Below are 19,120 nucleotides of genomic sequence, written 5' to 3'. Positions count from 1 at the left end.
GGATAGACCATGACCACCTCGCCGGAAATCAACGCCGAACGCCTCTGGGCGGATATCATGACGATGGGGGCGATCGGCGCGACGCAGGGCGGTGGCAGTTTCCGGCCCGCGCTTTCGGATGCGGACCGCGAGGGGCGCAACCTGTTCCGTTACTGGGCGGAGGAGGCGGGGCTGGTGGTGACTGTCGATGCTATCGGCAACATGTTCGCGCGGCGGGAAGGTACCGATCCGTCGCTGCCGCCGCTAATGATCGGCAGCCATCTCGACACGCAGATGCCGGGCGGCAAGTTCGATGGCGTTCTGGGCGTGCTTGCCGGGGTTGCGGTTATCCGCGCGCTCGATGCGGCAGGCGTCAGCACGCGGCGAGCGATCGAGATCGCCAATTTCACCAATGAGGAAGGCGCGCGGTTCCAGCCGGGCGTGATGGGGTCGGGCATTTTTGCCGGGCTCCTGTCTTTGGAAGATGCGTTGTTTCGCAAGGATGATGACGGAGTGATGCTCGGCGACGAGCTTGCCCGTATCGGTCATGCCGGGCAGCTGCCGGTCGGCGGGCGGGCGGTGCATAAATATCTCGAACTGCATATCGAACAGGGGCCGGAGATGGAAAAGGCAGGTGCGATGATCGCTGCCGTTTCCAACAGTTCCTGGGGTTGCAGCGGATTTATCGATATCAGCGGCGAGAATGGCCATTCGCAGACGGCCGCAATGTCGACGCGGCGCAACGCGCTTGTCGCTGCGGCCAAACTGATCCTCGAAATCGAGGCGATCGGAGCCGAGAACGAGCCGGCGGGCATGGTCAGCGCCACGGTGATCCGTAACTGGCCGAACAACCGCGTCAACATTCCGCATCTGACCAAGCTCTCCTATGTCGCCGTTCATGCAACCGAAGAGGGGAGGGCGAAGATGATCGATCGCATCGAGGCCGCGGCGGGACGCATCGCCGGAGAGACGGGGCTTACGATCGATGCCACGACCTCGCATTATCGCCAGCGGCTTGACTTGTCGCAGGAGCTTGCCGGGCAGGTTCTCGAAGTGGCGGAACGGCTGGGCTACACGTCGATGATGCTGCCGACGCTGACCTCTCATGACGCACTGTCGATGACCCATCTTTGCCCGACGGCGATCATCTTCGTGCCCTGCAGGCAGGGCATTTCGCACAGCGAAAAGGAATGGTGCGAGCCCGATCAGGTGACGGCCGGAGCCAAGGTGCTTCTGGAAATGGCAATGATCGCGGCGAACGAAGCATGATGCTCGTGCCCTCTTTATGCCGACGAAAGCAACTGCTTATAATGTAAGGAAGCTAAAACACGTAAAGCGAGCGGACGAGGCGCTGAGTGAATTCACACGCTAAACTTGCATTGGAAGACATGGGGGCCGGCCAGCCCAAGGCGGTCTGGGCGTATAACGTCATCCGCGATGCGATCATCACAATGAAACTGGCGCCGGGCGAAACGCTGAACGAAAAGGAGACCTGCGCCGAGCTTGGCATTTCCCGAACGCCGATGCGGGAGGCCTTGTTGAGGCTGGCGCAGGAAGGGCTCGTCAATATCGTTCCGAGCGGGGGCACATTCGTCAACAAGATCGCCATGCGCAAGGTGATCGAGGGGCATCTGATCCGTTCCAGCCTTGAAATGCGCACGGTGCGTCTTGCAGCCCGTAATTTCGATCCTGTGCATGAGAAGGACCTCGATCTACTTATCTTTCGCCAGCAGGAAGCGGCAAAGCGGCGTGACATCGATGAGGCTTTCAAGGTCGACAACGAGTTCCATCGCCTCCTCTGCCGCATCGCCGGCTTTCCGAATGTCTGGCAGACGATCCATAACGCGACGGGGCAACTCGACCGCGTACGGCGCCAGGCATTTCCGAAGATCGGTTATTTCGAAGAGGTTCTGGAAGAGCATGTGGCGCTTTATGCCGCGATCAAGGCTCATGATGAAATTCGGGCTGCCAAACTGCTCAAGGAACATCTCGGCGGCATAAACGCCGTTGTCGAATATGTCCTTCAGGCCGATGCCGATATCATTACCGGCGAGGACGATATCGTGTTGCTCAACGCACTCTCGGACGTGTGAACCGGACGTCCGGGAAGAGCTCTACATCCAGGCGCAATGCGCGATATTGCCAGCATCGCTGCAAGTGAGGTTGCTGCACATGCCGTCGGCGAGGCCCAGCCGTGGATCGGGCGGTGGGCAGGCTTTCCATATTGCCCGCATAGCCAGACACGACTGAACCGCTCCCCAAGTCCCAAGCCACAAGCCCTTGCCCGACACCATGCCGTCTCCGGGCATTCGTCGCATCCCGGACCCGCGACCGCCGGGCGGGATATCTCGCTGCATTATGAAAAGCCTATCCACAAGCGAAAACGACAAGGAGCGATTGACACCCTTTTAGTCGCGTGTTTTGCTATGATGTCAGACCAATTTGGCTTGCATGGTGTTATGACGAGAGCGACGTTATCCGCAACACTTCAACCGCTGCCGACACTGGATCGTGCCCGGCAGGTGACTTCGGCGCTTGCGCATTATATCGCCGATGTTCAGCTCAAGGCCGGTGATCGACTGCCGGCGGAGCGTGAGCTCATGGCAACGCTTGCTGTCGGCCGCTCGACGATCCGGGAGGCGATCCGCCACTTTCAGGCGCTCGGAGTCATCGAAACGCGAAAAGGCAGCGGCACCTATCTGCTGCGGCCGATTTCTCCCGATACCGTGCATATGCCGCTGTCGCTGGACACGACACGCCTGCGTGACGTGCTTTTGCAGACACTGCAGGTGCGCCGGGGCATCGAATGCGAGGCCGGCATGGTGGCCGCCCGCATGCGTACCGACGATGACCTCGTGATCATCGAGAAGAAGCTGGTGCAGATGGAGACCGTGCATCTGGAAAAGGGCTCGTCCGGCCCGGAAGACCTTGCCTTCCATCTCGCCGTTTATGACGCCACGCATAATCCGCTGTTCCGTCAGATACTCGAGCAGATGCGCGAGAGTTTCGAGCATTTCTGGGCGTCGCCTTTCGATCGCAAGGATTTTGCTCGACGCTCCTTTCCGTTTCACCGCACGCTTTTCGACGCCATCGCCGCCCAAGATTCCGAGGGTGCAAGGCGCGAGACATTAAAGATCCTCGCCGTCGTCGAGGAAGACATCAAGGAAATGTCCCAATGAACGAAATGTCCGATCCGTCGCAATTCGCCTCGCTGATTACCGCCCATGACGACGGAAATTTCGCCGATGCGGTCGTGCCGCCGATCTTCCAGACCTCGCTCTTCACCTTTTCCGACTATGACGAGATGATCGCTTCCTACCGCGGCGAAAAGGTGCGGCCGATCTATACGCGCGGCCTCAATCCGACGGTGCGCATGTTCGAGGAAATGCTGGCCAAGCTCGAAGGCGCCGAAGATGCGCTCGGTTTTGCCAGCGGCATGTCGGCGATCTCGTCGTCTGTCCTGAGCTTTGTCGAGCCGGGTGACCGCATCGTTGCAGTCAAACACGTTTATCCCGATGCATTCCGCCTTTTCGGCACGCTGCTGAAACGCATGAAGGTAGAGGTCACCTATGTCGACGGCCGCGACGAAGAAGCAGTCGCAAAGGCGCTGCCGGGGGCCAAGGTTCTCTATCTGGAAAGCCCGACAAGCTGGGTGATGGAAGCGCATGATGTCGGCGCACTGGCGGCCTTGGCGAAAAAGCACGGCGTCGTGTCGATGATCGACAACAGCTGGGCAAGCCCGTTCTTCCAGCGGCCGATCACACTCGGCGTGGATCTCGTCATCCATTCGGCCTCCAAATATCTCGGTGGCCATAGCGATGTCGTCGCCGGTGTGGTTGCCGGTTCGAAGGAGATGATCGCGCGGGTGAAGGCGGAGGCCTATCCCTATCTCGGCGGAAAGCTTTCGCCCTTCGATGCCTGGCTCTTGATCCGAGGCATGCGCACGCTGCCCTTGCGCATGAAAGCTCATCAGGAATCGGCGCTGACCATCGCGCGGCGGCTGCAGGAACTCGATGTGGTGGAAACCGTCTGCCACCCGGGTCTGGCGAACCGGCTGCCTGCGGGGCTTCACGGCACGTCGGGCCTGTTTTCCTTCATCTTCAAGGAGGGCGTGGATATCCGCGCCTTTGCCGACCATCTCAAACTTTTCAAGCTCGGCGTCAGCTGGGGCGGCCACGAAAGCCTGATCGTTCCGGGCGAAGTGGTGCTGCAGCAGAAGGCCCAGCCCAATTCCGCGCATACGTTCGGCATCCATGCGCGGTCCGTACGCCTCCATGTCGGCCTCGAGGGAACCGAGGCTTTGTGGAGCGATCTTCAGGAGGCAATCGCCGTCGCCTCATAACGCATGAAACCAAGACAACTGGGAGCAGGACAATGAAAACAATCATAACGACTGCAATCTTCGCCACTCTGATGACAAGCAGCGCATTGGCCGATACGACATTGAAGCTGGTGGAAGTCATCACCAGCCCGGAACGCACGCAGACGCTGAAATCATTGGTCGGCAAGTTCGAGGCCGCCAATCCCGGCACCAAGGTGGAAATCATCTCGCTGCCCTGGAACGAGGCCTTCCAGAAATTCGCCACCATGGTGTCTGCCGGCGATACGCCGGATGTGATGGAAATGCCGGATACCTGGCTTTCTCTCTATGGCAACAATGGCATGCTCGAAAGCCTCGAGCCCTATCTGGAAAAATGGCAGCACACCAAGGAACTGACGCCGCGCGCGCTGGAGCTTGGCCGTGACGTCAAGGATACCGCCTATATGCTGCCCTACGGCTTTTATCTCCGGGCGATGTTCTACAACAAGAAGCTGCTTGAACAGGCCGGCGTTTCTGCGCCGCCGAAGACCATGGACGAGTTCACCAAAGCATCCGAAGCCGTATCCAAGCTGCCGGGAAAATACGGTTATTGCATGCGCGGCGGACCGGGTGGCCTGAATGGCTGGATGATCTTTGCCGCCTCGATGGCCGGCGACAACAAGTATTTCACGGAAGATGGCACCTCGACCATGAACAGCGAAGGCTGGGCAAAGGGTATCGAGTGGATGGTCGATCTCTACAAGAAGGGTCTTGCGCCAAAGGACAGCGTCAACTGGGGGTTTAACGAGGTCGTGGCCGGATTCTATTCCGGCACCTGCGCCTTCCTCGATCAGGATCCAGATGCTTTGATAGCAGTTGCTGAGCGTATGAAGCCGGAAGATTTTGGCGTCGCGCCACTGCCGAAGGGACCGACGGGCAAATCCTTCCCGACGATCGGTTATGCCGGCTGGTCGATGTTTGCCAAGAGCGAAAACAAGGATCTCTCCTGGAAGCTGATCGAAGCGCTGCAGAGCCCGGAAGGCAATATCGAGTGGAACAAGAAGATCGGTGCTTTGCCGGCCTATACGGCGGCAGAAAAGGATCCGTTCTATGCCGGTGACCAGTTCAAGGGCTGGTTCGAGGAACTGGCAGACAAGGACACCGTTCCGACCGTAATGCCGACCTTCCTCGAAGAGTTCGCCTTCTTCAAGGATTCGCTGGCGATCAAGACCTCGCAGCAGGCTTTGCTCGGCGACATTTCGGCCAAGGAACTGGCCGATGAATGGGCGGACTATCTGACCAAGGCACAACAGAAGAACCTCTCCAAGAAGTAATCGTCGTCGCTGGCGGCGCGGGCCTATCCCGTGCCGCCAGCCCCGCCTTCCTTCATGCAATGACGGCGCAAACCCTGCGCCGCAAACGGGAAACTGTCTGATGTCCATGACCGCCGACGTCTATGACCGTCGCCAGGATCGCATGCCGTGGCAAAAGCGCCTTGCCGATGCCTCGGAGCCTTATCTCTACAGCGCGCCGGCGCTGATCCTCATTATCGTCGTCATGCTGGTGCCGCTTGTCATCGGCATTTCCTACGCGTTTCGCGATATCCAGCTGCTCAATCCGTTTTCCGGCGGGTTCATCGGGCTCGAACATTTCGAGACGCTGTCGAAGGACAGGGCGTTTTATACGGCGTTGAAAAACACGCTGTGGTGGACGGGCGCCTCCGTGTTCTTCCAATTCACATTCGGCCTCATTCTGGCACTTCTGCTCGACAAGCCGTTCATGGGCCGTGGTCTGGTTCAAGCACTGGTGTTTCTGCCCTGGGCGGTGCCATCCTTTCTCGCAGGTCTCAACTGGGCGTGGCTGTTCAATCCCGTGATCGGGCCGATCCCGCACTGGTTGTTCGATCTCGGCCTGATGAGTCAGCCGGGAAATATCCTGTCCGATCCGCAATATGCGATGTGGGGTCCGATCATCGCCAATGTCTGGTGGGGCATTCCGTTCTTCGCCATCACGCTTCTGGCAGCCCTTCAATCGATCCCGCGCGATCTTTATGAAGCCGCCTCCATCGATGGCGCCACATGGTTCCAGCGTTTCTGGTCGATCACGCTGCCATTCCTGGCGCCGACCATCGCCATCACCGTTCTGCTGCGCACCGTGTGGATTTCCAACTTCGCCGATCTGATCGTCGTCATGACCGGCGGCGGACCTGCCGACCGCACCCAGATCGTCGCGAGCTACATCTTCACCCAGGCCTTCAAGGCGCTCGATTTCGGTTATGCCTCGGCCATTGCGCTGGTGCTGCTCGTGCTGCTTCTGGCCTATTCGATGCTGATCATCCTGCTGCGGCAGACATTGCTGAACAAGGGGTGAGGGCCATGAAAACGTCGCTTCTTCCGACCATCGCGCATCGTCTGGCGCTACTCGGTTATATCGTCTTCGCACTCTTTCCGCTGTTCTGGCTGCTGAAGGTCTCGGTTACGCCCAATGACCTGCTTTATTCCGAAGGCGTGCGCATGTGGCCGTCGCGGACCACGTGGGAACATTATTCCTTCGTGCTGCAGCACAGCGCCTTTCCGACCTTTTTCAAGAACAGCCTGATCGTCTCCGGCTTGACGGCGATAATCGTCACGATTTGCGCGTCACTGTCCGGTTATGCGCTCTCCCGTTTCAATTTTCGCGCCAAATACTGGATCGTGGCGCTGATGCTGCTGACGCAGATGTTTCCGCTGGTCATGCTGGTGGCCCCGATCTTCAAGATCCTCACGCCACTCGGTCTCACCAACAGCCTGACAGGCTTGATCGTCGTATACACCGCCTTCAACGTGCCCTTCGCGACCTTTCTGATGCAGTCCTTCTTCGACGGTATCCCAAAGGATCTCGAAGAAGCGGCGATGATCGACGGCGCCACGAAATTCACGGCGTTTCGGGAAATCATCCTGCCGCTGACGCTCCCCGGCATTGCCGCGACGCTCGGTTTCGTCTTCACCGCCGCATGGAGCGAGCTTCTGTTCGCGCTGATGCTGATCAACGGCAACAATGCCGCGACCTTCCCGGTCGGGTTGTTGACCTTCGTTTCCAAATTCTCGGTGGATTTCGGGCAGATGATGGCGGCGGGCGTGCTCGCGCTCATCCCGGCTGCTCTCTTCTTCCTGCTCATCCAGCGCTACCTCGTCCAGGGCCTGACGGCCGGCGCGGTCAAGGGGTAATCTTATGGCTTCGATCGATATCCAGAACGTCAAGAAGGCTTATGGCCATGTGCAGGTGCTGCACGACATCGATTTGCAGATCAAGGACGGCGAGTTCGTCGTGCTGGTCGGCCCGTCCGGCTGCGGCAAGTCAACGCTGCTGCGCATGATCGCAGGGCTCGAAGGCGTCACCGGTGGTGAGATGCGCATCGACGGCAAGCGCGTCAACGAGCTGCATCCGAAGGACCGTGACATCGCCATGGTGTTTCAGTCCTATGCGCTCTATCCGCATATGAACGTCGCCGGCAACATGAGCTACAGCCTGAAGCTCCGTAAAACGGCCAAGGAAAAGATCGCTGCTGCTGTTGCCAGTGCCGCATCCAAACTCGGGCTCGATCCGCTGCTCGACCGCCGACCGAAGGCACTCTCCGGTGGTCAGCGTCAGCGCGTCGCCATGGGCCGCGCCATCGTGCGCCAACCGAAGGCCTTCCTGTTCGACGAACCCTTGTCGAACCTCGATGCCCGCCTGCGTGAGCAGATGCGTGCCGAAATCAAGAAAATGCATGGCGACCTCAAGGCCACATCGATCTATGTCACCCACGACCAGATCGAGGCGATGACTTTGGCGGACCGGATCGTTGCCATGCATGGCGGGGTGGTCCAGCAGGTGGGGGCTCCGCTGGAGCTGTATGACCGTCCCGCCAACCTCTTTGTTGCCGGTTTCATAGGCTCGCCGGGCATGAACTTTCTCGACGCGATCTATTCCAACGGCAATGTGACGCTGAAGGATGGAACCGTGGTTGCCCTCCCGGCGCCGCTATCGCTTGACGATGGCGCAGGAGTGACGGTTGGCGTCCGGCCCGAGCACGTGGTGATGGGCGTGGAGGGCGCCGGCATGGCGGCGAGCGTCGATCTTGTCGAGCCGACCGGCTTCGGCATCATCCTGCACCTGTCGCTGCACGGTCTGGCCTTCAAGGTGTTTACGCTTGATCGTGCCGCGCTCTCGGCGGGTCCTATGGTTCATGTCAGTTTCCCGCCGCAACATCTGCATGTCTTCGACGAAAATGGGGAGCGGTGCGTTTCGCGCCAATAGCGCTTGGTCAGTGGCAGCGGGTACGGAATTTTCCCTGTCCGCTGCCACTTGAACCTATGCCGCTTTCCCGCAAAGCAGCGAGTGTTCCGTTTCGAGATCAAAGAGATGCATCTGGTTCATGTTGATGGAGACCGGCAGCATTGCTCCGGCTGTAACCGGAATTTCACTATCGAGGCTGGCGCAACATATGTCTCCGGCAACGTTGAAATAGACCATGTTGGTCGACCCAAGCGGTTCGACCAGTTCGACATTGGCATGGAAAGGTACCCAGCCGGGCCGCTCCTGGCTGCCGGAAATGGCTTCGGGGCGAATACCGAACGTGACGTCTTTTCCGCCGGCGGAAGCGAACCGGGATCTCCTGGCTTCCGGAATGGCAAGACGGGTTCTGTCCTTCAACTCCACAAAGAGGCCTGTTCCCTCCGTAACGAGTTTCGCGGGCAGAAAATTCATCGATGGCGATCCGATGAAACCGGCAACGAATTTGCTCACCGGGTTGAAATAGAGTTCCTGCGGCACGCCCTGTTGCTCTACCAGCCCCTTGTTCATCACCACGACCCGGTCGGCCATGGTCATGGCTTCGATCTGGTCATGCGTCACGTAAACGGTCGTCGTCGGCAGCAGATTGTGCAGCCGTTTGATCTCCGTCCTCATTTTCACCCGCAATTTTGCGTCGAGATTGGACAGAGGCTCATCGAAGAGAAAAACCTTCGGATCTCGGACGATGGCGCGGCCCATTGCGACGCGCTGCCTCTGGCCGCCGGACAGCTGGCCCGGCCGTCGCTCCAGAAGTTCGGTGATATGGAGCGTCTCGGCAGCCTGCGCGATCCGCTTGTCGATCTCGCCTTTCGACAGGCGCTGTTGTTCGAGGCAAAAGGCGATGTTGTCACGAACCGTCATATGCGGATAGAGCGCATAGTTCTGAAACACCATGGCGATATCGCGCTTACCTGGCCCAAGACGGTTGACGACCTGATCGTCGATGACGATCTCGCCGCCGCTTATATGTTCAAGCCCGGCGATCATCCGGAGCGTGGTCGACTTGCCGCATCCAGAAGGCCCGACGAAGACGACGAATTCCTTGTCCTTTATATTCAGGTCGATGCCACGGACGGCCTCATAGATACCGTAGGATTTGGTGACATTGCGAAGTTCCAGACGCGCCATGTGTTTCTCCTATCGTTCCGCCAGCCAGACCTGCATCGCGCCTGCGTCACGATTGGCCCAGAGATGATAAGGAATGGCCTTGAAGCGCCGCGGCCTGAAGGCGGCGGGGCTGTTGCGATACAGCCCTGCCTTCCAATCCTCCACCTGCGCTTCCATGGCCTCACCCTCCAGCACGACTGCACCACCGAGTAGCTCCGGATCGAACCGTGCTTCGATCGTGCCGGAAGCGGACAGGCGAAGCCGTTGCGGCTCCATGCCGATATCCGTTTCTTCGACGCAATAGACGACAGGCCCGCGCTTCAGTGCAACCCGGTCCGCATCTTCGCCCACTGCCGGATGGGCGTAAAGCCGCTCGACCGGCATGTCGAAGGACAGCCTGATTTCATCGCCATCCGCCCAGGATCGGCGGATCGTCGCATACCCTTTTTCGACAATGCCGTCGGCATCAAGGGTCACGCCGTTGATGCTGATTGTCCAACTGCGGCACCAACCGGGGATACGAAACCTGATAGTAAAGTCCGCTTGCCGGGATAGGCCAAGCTGGATCCTGACATCGCCATCCCAGGGATAGAGAGTTTCTTGTTTCAGGCGAAGATAGGTATTTCCAAGATCCAGTTCGGCCGTGTTTGCGCCGTAGAGATGAACCGCGAGTTCCTCGGCCTTGCCTGAATAGAAATATTGGCCGAGCGAGGTGATCATGCGGGCGATATTGGTCGGGCAGCAAGGGCAATAATGCCACTTCCAGCGGCGGTGCTGACCATGGCTTTCCAGCACGTTTTCATAGAAATAATGCTCGCCATCGCGGGATATGCCGGAAAGCGCGCCGTTGAAGAGCACCGTCTCCAACGCATCGGTGAATTTTGCGTCGAGATCGATCTGGGCCATGCGATGGCTCCAGAATCCGAGCGCTACCGCGGCGCAGGTTTCCGCATAGGCGGTTTCGTTCGGCAGGTCGTATTCGCGGGTAAAGCCTTCATTGGAGGCGGATGGCCCAAGCCCGCCCGTCACATAGAGCTGGCGGCTCGTGAGATTGTCGAAAAGCCGGTCGCAGGCCTGTTTCAGGGTCGGGTCGTCGTTTTCATGGGCGAGATCGGTCATGGCCGAGAACAGATACATGGCCCGCACCGCGTGACCGACGACCTGCGACTGCTCGCGCACCGGCCGATGTGCCTGGCTGTAGGCGTAGGTCTTGTAGACATAATCAGCCGGATTCTCACCGCGAAGCCGTGCTTCCTCGTCATAGTAGGATGGTATCTGGCCGCGCTCGTCGATGAAATAGGCCGCAAGCTTAAGGTGCCGGGGATCTTTTGTGATCCGATAGAGCTTGACCAGAGCCAGCTCGATTTCCTCATGGGCGTCATAGCCGCGCAGCTTGCCCGGCTCCGAGCCGAAGGTCGCGTCGATGTGATCTACGGCGTGGATCATCACGTCGAGGAAGCGGTGCTTGCCGGTCGCCTCGTAATAGGCGACGGCACCTTCCAGCAGATGGCCCATCGAATACATTTCGTGCAGGTCGCGCAGATTGGTCCAGCGCTTGTCAGGCTCGCGGCGAATGAACCAGCTGTTGAGATAGCCGTCTTCCATTTGCCCCTGTTCGAGCTTTTCGACGATCGCGTCGATCTGTGCTTCGAGTTCGGCATTAGGGGCGTTTTTCAGGGTGTAGCTCGCGGCCTCGATCCACTTGCCGAAATCGGAATCGAAGAAATGCTGCATCGAAAGCCCGCTTGGCTGGATCGGGCGCGCAAGCGGTGCCGGTGGCTTGTCGAAGTCCAGCACTTCGAGAAAACCTTCCTCCTCAAGCCGCTTATGCTGCGTCGGGATGGTGGTCTTCCGAACGGTCTCCGACCAGCTTTTCCAGAACCCGTCCGGAAAAGCCACGCGGTGATGCTCGATCGGTACGAGCCTGTCGAAATGGCGTGCGGCGGCGTTAGTCGGCTTCTTCAGGGAGGACGACATAAAAGCTCCTTTTGCAGTGTTCTGCGGCTTATTTGACGGCGCCGGCGGTGAGGCCGCGCACGTAGTAGCGTTGAAGGGCGAGGAAGAGCAGGATGCAGGGGATCATGGTGACGGTGATGCCAGCCTGCAGTGCTCCCCAATCGATGATCCCATAGATGCCGGAGGACACGTTCACGAGCATGATCGGCAGGGTGAACTTGTTCTGATCCGAGATGAAGATCAGCGCTGCGAGGAACTCGTTCCAGGAATTGAGGAAGGCGAACATCGCAACGGTTGCGACACCGGGCAGTGCCAATGGCATCAGGATGCGCCGCAGCAGCGTCCATTGCGAGGCACCGTCGATGCGTGCCGCTTCCACCAGCGCGGCGGGGATCGCATCAAAGGCGTTGCGCATCATGAAGATCGAAAATGGCAACTGGAATGTCGTGTAAACGAGGACCAGTCCGAACAAGCTGTTCTGCAGACCTAAAAACTTCAGGATGAGAAACAGCGGGGTCAGGATGGACTGGAACGGGATCATCATCGTGGCCATGACCAGAACGAAGATCAGAGATTGACCCGGAAAGCGGAATTTCGAGAAACCGTAACCGGCAGGCACCGACACCAGTATGGTGAGGATGATCGTGCCGGCCGCGATCAGCAGCGAATTCATTGCATAGATCTGCCAGCCGGCGCCGACATCTTCCAGCCGCCGATAATTCTCCAGCGAAAAGGCCTTCGAGAAAAGCGCGACTGGATTGGCGAGCGCTTCCGCCGCCGGTTTGAAGGAATTGGCCACGGACCAGACAATCGGCATCAGGAAGATGATTGCCAAAAGCAGGGATACCAGAAGGAAGGTGACGTGTCCGATTCGCTCCGAAAACGGCCTGCCGGCTGCAACATTCGCATGTGTCATCGGCCTTCCTCCGGGCGGTGGCGCATGAAGCTGAGCTGGATGGAGCTGATGGCAACGAGAACCACCAGCAGTGCGAAGGAGAGGGCGGATCCGTAACCCAGCCGATAGGACGAGAAGGATGCCAGGTATATGGAGAAGACGGCGGAGATCGTGCTGTTGCCGGGGCCGCCCTGGGTGATGATGAAGAACTGATCGAAAGCGAGCATCGAGGATGTGATGTTGAGGATCAGTGCCAGAAGCAGCGAGTTGCGCATCAGAGGCAGGGTGATGCGGCGAAAGCGGCTGAAGACACTGGCGCCGTCGATCTTGGCAGCCTCGATGACCTCGGCGGGTATGCTCTGCAATCCGGTGAGCAGGATGACCATGGTGAAACCTGCTGTCTTCCACACGACCATCAGAATAATAACGGCGAGCGCCGGCCAAAAACTATCGAGCGGCCGAGGTGATGCATCAACAACGCCGAGGCTGAGAAAAAGGCGGGAAAAAACGCCGTTGTCAGGGTTGAGCAACCATGTCCAAAGCGTCGAGGCGGCACCGAAGCCGATGACGACGGGCATGAAATAGATCGTGCGGAAAAAACCGGCGCTACGGAGCGGGCGGTCGACCAGCAAAGCGAGCGGAAAAGCCACTGCCATGATCGCTGCGGTAACCAGCAGCGTGTAGAGAAGGGTAAATCCCAGTGAGGACCAGAGTTGGCTGTCGCCCAGAAGTTCCGCGTAGTTTTCCAGGCCGATGAACTTTTTCCGCCCCAGAAGCGGCCAGTGATAGAAGCTCATCCATACGGTCATCAAAAGCGGGATGACGAACAATCCGATGATGAACACCATACTTGGCGCGATGAAAAACAGGCCCAGCCAGCCATGCGGTTCGCGGCTGCCGCCGAAGGCTGAGACAGGGCGCGCGACCGCGCTCGGCAGTGTGGTCTCTACCATTCAATCCTCGTCGTCATTCTATCAGGCTATCGATGCTGATGGAGGAGCAGGCAGATTTCGGCTGCCTGCTCGCTCATGCGTCAGGGATTTGTCCGCTCGAGAATCTTGGTAAAGTCATCCTGCGCCTTCGAGATGGCTGCATCCACATTGCCATCGAAGATGCTCGACTGGACAAGGTTCAGGAAAGGGCCGGTCCGGCTGACGAAAAGCTCATCGGAGGAGAAGGTATAAGGCGTGCGTGCCTTCGTCAGGATCTCGTAGGAAACAAGGTTTCGCTTGTCGAACTGCGCATAGGCATCCGCTGCGAGATCGGTGCGCGATGGCATGCCGGATTCCTTGGTGATGAAAACCTGCTGTTCCGGCTGCATGTAGAAATTGACGAAGTCGAGCAGAACCTTCTTCTTTTCCTCGCTGATGCCGGCAATCAGTGCCAGCGTGTCACCACCGGCAAAGCTGGAAGCGCCATCCTTCGGTCCGGGAATGGGAGCAACGTTGAATTTAACATCCGGATATTTGGCCGTCAGAAGATTGACGATGTAGGAGCCGGTCATCAGCACGCCGACTTTTCCGGAGGCAAATGCCTCCACCGCGTTGTTGCCGTTGCCGGAGCGCGATGTCGGATGAATGGCGCCAGCCGTCCACATGTCGCGATAGGCCGCGATCGTTTCCCGCATGGCAGGTGTATCGACCGTCGCCTCACGGCCGTCCTGGCTGAGAATATCCGCGCCGGCCGCCCAGAGGTGGGGCAGGAAATCGTAGATCAGCCAGCTTCCGGAATTCGCGACGAAATAGAATCCGTAGGTATCGGATCCGAGTGCGCGAACCTTTTTCGCGTCTTCCGCAATTTCCGTCAGAGAAGCTGGCGCCTTGTTAGGATCAAGGCCTGCTTTTTCGAAAAGGTCGATATTCCAAGCGATGATCGACGCGTCAGGCAAGGCAGGGACGCCGTAGATCTTGTCATCATAGGTGGCTAAACGAACATGAGACGGGCTTAGCGCGTTTGCATAAGGCAGCCCCTTCACGAAGTCAGTAATGTCTTCGAGGCTCTCGTTGGCGGCAAATGTCGGCAGGTAGATCAGATCCAGAACCGCGCCTTCCGGCGGTGATCCGCCGGCGATGGCGGCGCCGAGCTTTGGCACCATCTGTTCCGCCGTGATCTGGGTGACGATGATCTTGTCATCGTGCTTGGCGTTGTACTGCTCGGCAAGCGACTGCAAGACAGCGCCGGACGAGGTGCGAACCCAGAGATTGACTTCCTCGGCGGCAGCAAAAGAGGTTGTCGCAGCAAACGTAATTGCTGCGAGCGCAAGGCTAGCTTTATGCATCACGGTTCCCTTTTTCTATTGTTCGTCGCAGTTTCCCGATGGACGTGAACAAACGGTAGGGCGGATTTTTTTGCCTGTCGACAATTTTGAATTCGATTTTTGCAAAAACGTTTTTGCACGTCTGAAAACGCTTGAGAAATCGTTTTTGCAAGATCATTCTTGCGGAATGTTAAAGCCTATTTCTCATCGAAAACGAACACTGCGCGATGTCGCGAAGGCGGCTGGTGTCAGCTTGTCCACGGCCTCAAACGCACTGAACGGTGTTGGCCGTGTCAACGCTGAAACAAGCGAACGCATCAACAGGATTGCTCAGGAAATCGGCTTCAGGCCCAATGCGCTGGCGCGAAGCCTGCAGAGCAAGCGCAGTTCCACGATCGGCATGCTGACCAATGATACATACGGGCGGCTCACACTTCCCATGGGGGCAGGGGTCTCGGAAGTTCTGGTCGATCAGGGTGTTTCCGTTTTCCTCTGCGCCACCAACAACGATCCGCGTCTTGCACAGCTTCATCTTCAGGCGCTTCTCGACAAGCAGGTCGATGGCATTATCTTCACCGCAACGCGACTGGATCTTGAGCAGCCTCGGGAGCTTCTGGCGCTACCTATTCCAGTGATATACGCCTTCGCAGAAGGTCCTCCGGGGAGCGTCAGTTTCGTGCCTGACGATGAACATGGCGCACGCCTGGCGATGGAGCGCTTGAGGAAGTCCGGCTGCTCGCGCATCCTTCATATCACCGGTCCGAAAGACTATCTGGCTGCCAGACTGCGTGCAGCCGCCTATTGCAATTTTGCCGAAGCCTGTCGCGAACCGATGTTCGGGGACTGGTCTGAGGAGTGGGGACATGAGGCAATCGCCTGGCTGGTTTCAGACGGAGACCAATTGCCCGGCGGTATCTTCTGCGGCAACGACGAGATCGCCAGAGGCGTCATCGATGCTCTGCGTGATCGTGGTATTCTTGTGCCGAGGGACATATCCGTCGTCGGCTTCGATAATTGGGAGGTCATTTCGCGGCAAACCCGGCCGCCCTTGACCACTGTCGACATGGAACTCATGGAACTTGGCCGGCAGGCGGGCTTGGCCATGCTGAGCATTACCAGAGGTGAGGCTATTGAACCTGGAACCCGCCGCTTGCCCTGCCGATTAGTCGAACGGCTCTCAACGGCGAACAAGGCGAATGAATACTAGCGGGCTTCGCCGAAGCCCAAGAAACGGCAAAAAGCCGTCACTGATATAATTGGCGCGAACTGCTCGGGGCGCTCGTGTCAGGCCTCAAGCCATGTTACGTTTTACATGATCTGAACAGGAGAGCTCTGTCGAAGCCGACTTAACTCTATCGCTAGGGGCAATGTCGCGAAACAAGTCCAACTACCGAAGTCGGTTCTGCGCCTGGACATAGCTCAGGCTACGTGACGGTGAGCGCAGGGCTGGGTCGAATGGATTGATCCGGCGACCGAGTTCGCGAGCCTCGGCCGAGAGAATATCCACCATCGCCTGCAATCTCTCGCCTTCGGCGCGTTCGGCAAGCGTACCGACGCTCAAGGCCGCGACCACCGTACCGTTTGCGTCGCAGACGGGAACGGCGACGCCCGCCATGCCCGGAATGAGACCCGCATTAAAGCTGACGAAACCCTGTTCGCGGGCATTGGCGAGAAGAAGTCGGAAGCTTGCCTCGTCGAGATGGCTGCGATCGAGCAGACGCGGCATATTGAACCGGATAACGGCTTCTCTTTCCGCGTCCGGCAGGTTGGCGAGAATGGCGGTGCTGCCTTGGCCGATGCCGAGCGGCACCTTGCCGCCGATGTCGCCGGTGAAGGAGCGGATCGGGAAGGGGCCTTCGACACGGTCCAGGCAGACCGCATCATAACCGCTTCGCACGAGCAGGAAGATCGTGTCCGTCAGGGTTGACGACAGGCGAAGCAGTGCCGGTCTGGCCAGTTCGCGCAATCCGTCGGAGCGTCCGGCGCGGGCCGCCAGCACGAAAAATTCGAGACTGAGGCGGTAGCGTTTGCCGCCGGACACCTGTTCGACGAACCCTTCGGCGACCAGATCCTGCATGGCGCGATGGGCTGTCGGCTGGTTGCAACCCACTTCCTTTGCCACATCTATCAGCCGCACCCCGGCGGCATCTGCCGCGCCAAGCGCCTTTAGGATGATCAGCGTGCGCCTTGCGCTTGAGATCTGGCGAGTGTCTTCATCCATTAAATGTAATCCGGATTGGGCTGATCTTCCATAAATTTCATATAATGAAATATTTCAATGATAATTTTCCTAATTGGAATTTTTCATTGACCATAGGCAGTTTTCTACTGTCTCCTTCGCCTGGGAACGAAATTAGAGAAAGCGCGAAAACTGGCGCAACTGGAGTGGACATGAGCTTTCTGACGCTCAATTCGCTGTCGAAAATCTATGGCAATTTCACCGCTGTCGATGCGGTCAATCTGGAAGTCAGCAAGGGCGAATTCGTATCGCTTCTGGGGCCTTCCGGCTGCGGCAAGACCACGACGCTGCAGATGATTGCAGGCCTCGCCGAACCATCGGCCGGCTCGGTCATGCTCGACGGGCGCGAGATCACCCGCGAGAAACCGAACCGCCGCGGGCTCGGCATCGTATTCCAGACCTATGCGCTCTTTCCGCATATGACGGTGGCGCAGAATGTCAGTTTCGGGCTGGAAATGCGCAAGGTCGGCAGGGCCGAGCGCGATCGGCGGGTGGCCGAAGCGCTGGCGCTGGTCAAACTCGACCAATTTGCCGATCGTTATCCGCGCCAGCTTTCCGGCGGTCAGCGGCAGCGCGTCGCAATCGCTCGTGCCCTTGTCATCGAACCGCCGGTGCTGCTGCTCGATGAGCCATTGTCCAATCTGGATGCCAAGCTGCGCGAGGAAATGCAGTTCGAGCTTCGGCGCATTCAGCAGACGGTCGGCACGACGACGATCATGGTAACCCACGACCAGGGCGAGGCGCTGTCGATTAGTGACCGGGTGGTGGTCATGGAACACGGAAAGATGACTCAAGCCGATGTGCCGGCGGCGGTCTATGATCATCCAGCGACGGAATTCATCTCCTCTTTCATCGGCAAGATGAACAACATTCCTGGTATCGCGCTCAAGCTGGGCATCCACGCGTCCGGTGTCATCTTGCCAGCAACCGACTGTCCCGCCACAGAGGGCGAGCCGGCCATCCTGTCGCTTCGCCCCGAGCGGATTACCATCGTACCCGCGGGCCAGGGGCATCTGCACGGAGTGGTCAGTGCAAGGTTCTTTTTCGGCAGCCACTGGCTGTTCAACGTCGATACGGCGGTCGGCCAGATCATCGTTTCCTGGCCGAATACGGATGGCTCATTGCCTGCATCCCAGGGGCAGCCCGTTGGGCTCTCTTGGTCGCCGGAAAGCGCGCGTGTCTCGGCCCGGACGCAGGAGACTTCGAGGATTGACGCATGACGGCGCAGACATCCTCGACGCCGTGGTTCCTGTCTTTCCCCGGCCTGATCTTCTTCCTCGGCATGGTGGTTCTGCCGCTGACGCTGACCGCGGTGCTTTCCTTTCATGCCTATGATTTCAATATAGGTGTGCTCGACAGCTACACGCTGTCGAACTACACGACGGTTCTCTCCGATCCCTATTTCCTCTCGATCTTCTTGCGGACGCTGAGGATCGCCCTGATTACGACGGTTCTGTGCATCGTGATCGGTGTGCCGGAAGCCTATATCCTGTCTCGGATGTGGAACCCGTGGCGGTCGATCTTCCTGCTCGTCATCATAGGTCCGCTGCTGGTTTCGGTCGTTGTGCGCTCCTTCGGCTGGAGCATGCTGCTCGGTTCGACGGGGTTGATCTCCAAAGCCAGCATCATGCTCGGTCTTGGCCCGGTTCGCATTCTCTACAGCGAGGCAGCGATCGTGATCGCGCTGGTGCATGTGATGCTGCCGTTCATGATCATCCCGGTCTGGACGGCGATCCAGAAGCTCGATCCTGGGCTTGAACCGGCCGCATGGTCGCTTGGCGCTTCGCGCTTTACTGCAGTGCGACGGATCATCCTGCCGCAGATTTCGCTCGGGATCCTTTCCGGCAGCCTGATCGTTTTCGGCCTTTCGGCAAGCTCTTTCGCCATTCCTGGCCTGCTCGGCGGGCGGCGGCTGAAAATGGCGGCGACCGTCGTCTATGACGAATACATGCACGAGCTGAACTGGCCGCTCGGCGCTGCCATCGCTTTCATCGTTCTTGTCGCCAACCTTCTGATCATGCTGGCCTACAACCGGATGATCGAAGCCAAGGCGCGCAAGGTTCTGGGCTGAGG

At 58.6% G+C, this 19,120-nt stretch carries 17 protein-coding genes; 11 read left to right on the top strand and 6 right to left on the bottom strand.

Annotated features, from left to right (window positions below; genetic code table 11):
- The first annotated feature begins 9 nt into the window (after positions 1-9).
- The 8 genes from MRBLMR1_RS09655 (at position 10) to MRBLMR1_RS09620 (ending at position 8,557) form a co-directional block, all read left to right on the top strand.
- Positions 10-1,248, top strand: a complete 1,239-nt coding sequence (locus MRBLMR1_RS09655; protein WP_500064266.1) for a Zn-dependent hydrolase — start codon at positions 10-12, stop codon at positions 1,246-1,248.
- Between the two features lie 86 nt (positions 1,249-1,334).
- Complete coding sequence (locus MRBLMR1_RS09650) at positions 1,335-2,072, top strand: GntR family transcriptional regulator (RefSeq protein WP_353654230.1); 738 nt, start codon at positions 1,335-1,337, stop codon at positions 2,070-2,072.
- Between the two features lie 366 nt (positions 2,073-2,438).
- Positions 2,439-3,158: a FadR/GntR family transcriptional regulator gene (locus tag MRBLMR1_RS09645; RefSeq protein WP_500064264.1), complete on the top strand. Its 720-nt coding sequence runs from the start codon at positions 2,439-2,441 to the stop codon at positions 3,156-3,158.
- Positions 3,155-4,321: a PLP-dependent transferase gene (locus MRBLMR1_RS09640; protein ID WP_404945403.1), complete on the top strand. Its 1,167-nt coding sequence runs from the start codon at positions 3,155-3,157 to the stop codon at positions 4,319-4,321. Before MRBLMR1_RS09645 ends, MRBLMR1_RS09640 begins: the two co-directional genes overlap by 4 nt.
- Positions 4,322-4,353: 32 nt before the next feature.
- A complete protein-coding gene (locus tag MRBLMR1_RS09635; protein WP_500064261.1) occupies positions 4,354-5,613 on the top strand; it encodes an ABC transporter substrate-binding protein in 1,260 nt (419 codons plus the stop codon).
- Positions 5,614-5,713: 100 nt separating this feature from the next.
- Positions 5,714-6,649, top strand: a complete 936-nt coding sequence (locus MRBLMR1_RS09630) for a carbohydrate ABC transporter permease (RefSeq protein ID WP_500064258.1) — start codon at positions 5,714-5,716, stop codon at positions 6,647-6,649.
- A gap of 5 nt (positions 6,650-6,654) precedes the next feature.
- On the top strand, positions 6,655-7,485 hold the full coding sequence (locus tag MRBLMR1_RS09625; protein ID WP_500064256.1) for a carbohydrate ABC transporter permease: 831 nt from the start codon (positions 6,655-6,657) through the stop codon (positions 7,483-7,485).
- 4 nt (positions 7,486-7,489) lie between these two features.
- Positions 7,490-8,557: an ABC transporter ATP-binding protein gene (locus tag MRBLMR1_RS09620; protein ID WP_500064254.1), complete on the top strand. Its 1,068-nt coding sequence runs from the start codon at positions 7,490-7,492 to the stop codon at positions 8,555-8,557.
- Positions 8,558-8,611: 54 nt separating this feature from the next.
- On the opposite strand, the gene MRBLMR1_RS09615 is transcribed toward MRBLMR1_RS09620, so the two are convergent.
- The 5 genes from MRBLMR1_RS09615 to MRBLMR1_RS09595 all read right to left on the bottom strand — a co-directional run bounded on the left by MRBLMR1_RS09615 (position 8,612) and on the right by MRBLMR1_RS09595 (position 14,829).
- Positions 8,612-9,721: an ABC transporter ATP-binding protein gene (locus MRBLMR1_RS09615; protein ID WP_500064253.1), complete on the bottom strand. Its 1,110-nt coding sequence runs from the start codon at positions 9,719-9,721 to the stop codon at positions 8,612-8,614.
- 9 nt (positions 9,722-9,730) lie between these two features.
- Positions 9,731-11,677, bottom strand: coding sequence for a glycoside hydrolase family 127 protein (locus tag MRBLMR1_RS09610; RefSeq protein WP_500064251.1), 1,947 nt, complete (start codon positions 11,675-11,677; stop codon positions 9,731-9,733).
- A 28-nt stretch (positions 11,678-11,705) separates the two neighbouring features.
- Positions 11,706-12,572: a carbohydrate ABC transporter permease gene (locus MRBLMR1_RS09605; RefSeq protein WP_148144720.1), complete on the bottom strand. Its 867-nt coding sequence runs from the start codon at positions 12,570-12,572 to the stop codon at positions 11,706-11,708.
- On the bottom strand, positions 12,569-13,504 hold the full coding sequence (locus MRBLMR1_RS09600) for a carbohydrate ABC transporter permease (protein WP_404945400.1): 936 nt from the start codon (positions 13,502-13,504) through the stop codon (positions 12,569-12,571). The genes MRBLMR1_RS09605 and MRBLMR1_RS09600 overlap by 4 nt, the downstream gene beginning before the upstream one ends.
- An 80-nt stretch (positions 13,505-13,584) precedes the next feature.
- On the bottom strand, positions 13,585-14,829 hold the full coding sequence (locus tag MRBLMR1_RS09595; RefSeq protein WP_148144722.1) for an extracellular solute-binding protein: 1,245 nt from the start codon (positions 14,827-14,829) through the stop codon (positions 13,585-13,587).
- Between the two features lie 166 nt (positions 14,830-14,995).
- Here MRBLMR1_RS09595 and MRBLMR1_RS09590 point away from each other — a divergent pair, with 166 nt between their 5' ends.
- Positions 14,996-16,015, top strand: a complete 1,020-nt coding sequence (locus MRBLMR1_RS09590) for a LacI family DNA-binding transcriptional regulator (RefSeq protein ID WP_500064380.1) — start codon at positions 14,996-14,998, stop codon at positions 16,013-16,015.
- A gap of 180 nt (positions 16,016-16,195) precedes the next feature.
- On the opposite strand, the gene MRBLMR1_RS09585 is transcribed toward MRBLMR1_RS09590, so the two are convergent.
- The gene (locus MRBLMR1_RS09585) at positions 16,196-17,029 is read right to left on the bottom strand and encodes an IclR family transcriptional regulator (RefSeq protein ID WP_500064245.1); all 834 of its coding nucleotides are present in this window, start codon (positions 17,027-17,029) and stop codon (positions 16,196-16,198) included.
- 170 nt (positions 17,030-17,199) lie between these two features.
- On the opposite strand from MRBLMR1_RS09585, the gene MRBLMR1_RS09580 reads away from it, so the two are divergent.
- Positions 17,200-18,267, top strand: coding sequence for an ABC transporter ATP-binding protein (locus MRBLMR1_RS09580; protein ID WP_500064242.1), 1,068 nt, complete (start codon positions 17,200-17,202; stop codon positions 18,265-18,267).
- Entirely contained in the window at positions 18,264-19,118 is an 855-nt protein-coding gene (locus MRBLMR1_RS09575; protein ID WP_500064240.1) for an ABC transporter permease, read from the top strand. The genes MRBLMR1_RS09580 and MRBLMR1_RS09575 overlap by 4 nt, the downstream gene beginning before the upstream one ends.
- The last annotated feature ends 2 nt before the right edge of the window (positions 19,119-19,120 follow it).

Source organism: Neorhizobium sp. LMR1-1-1.1 (genome assembly GCF_040675795.1).
Lineage (GTDB): Bacteria > Pseudomonadota > Alphaproteobacteria > Rhizobiales > Rhizobiaceae > Neorhizobium > Neorhizobium cellulosilyticum.
The sequence above is the reverse complement of the archived record's forward strand: the minus strand, read 5'-3'. Positions and strand labels throughout refer to the sequence as shown.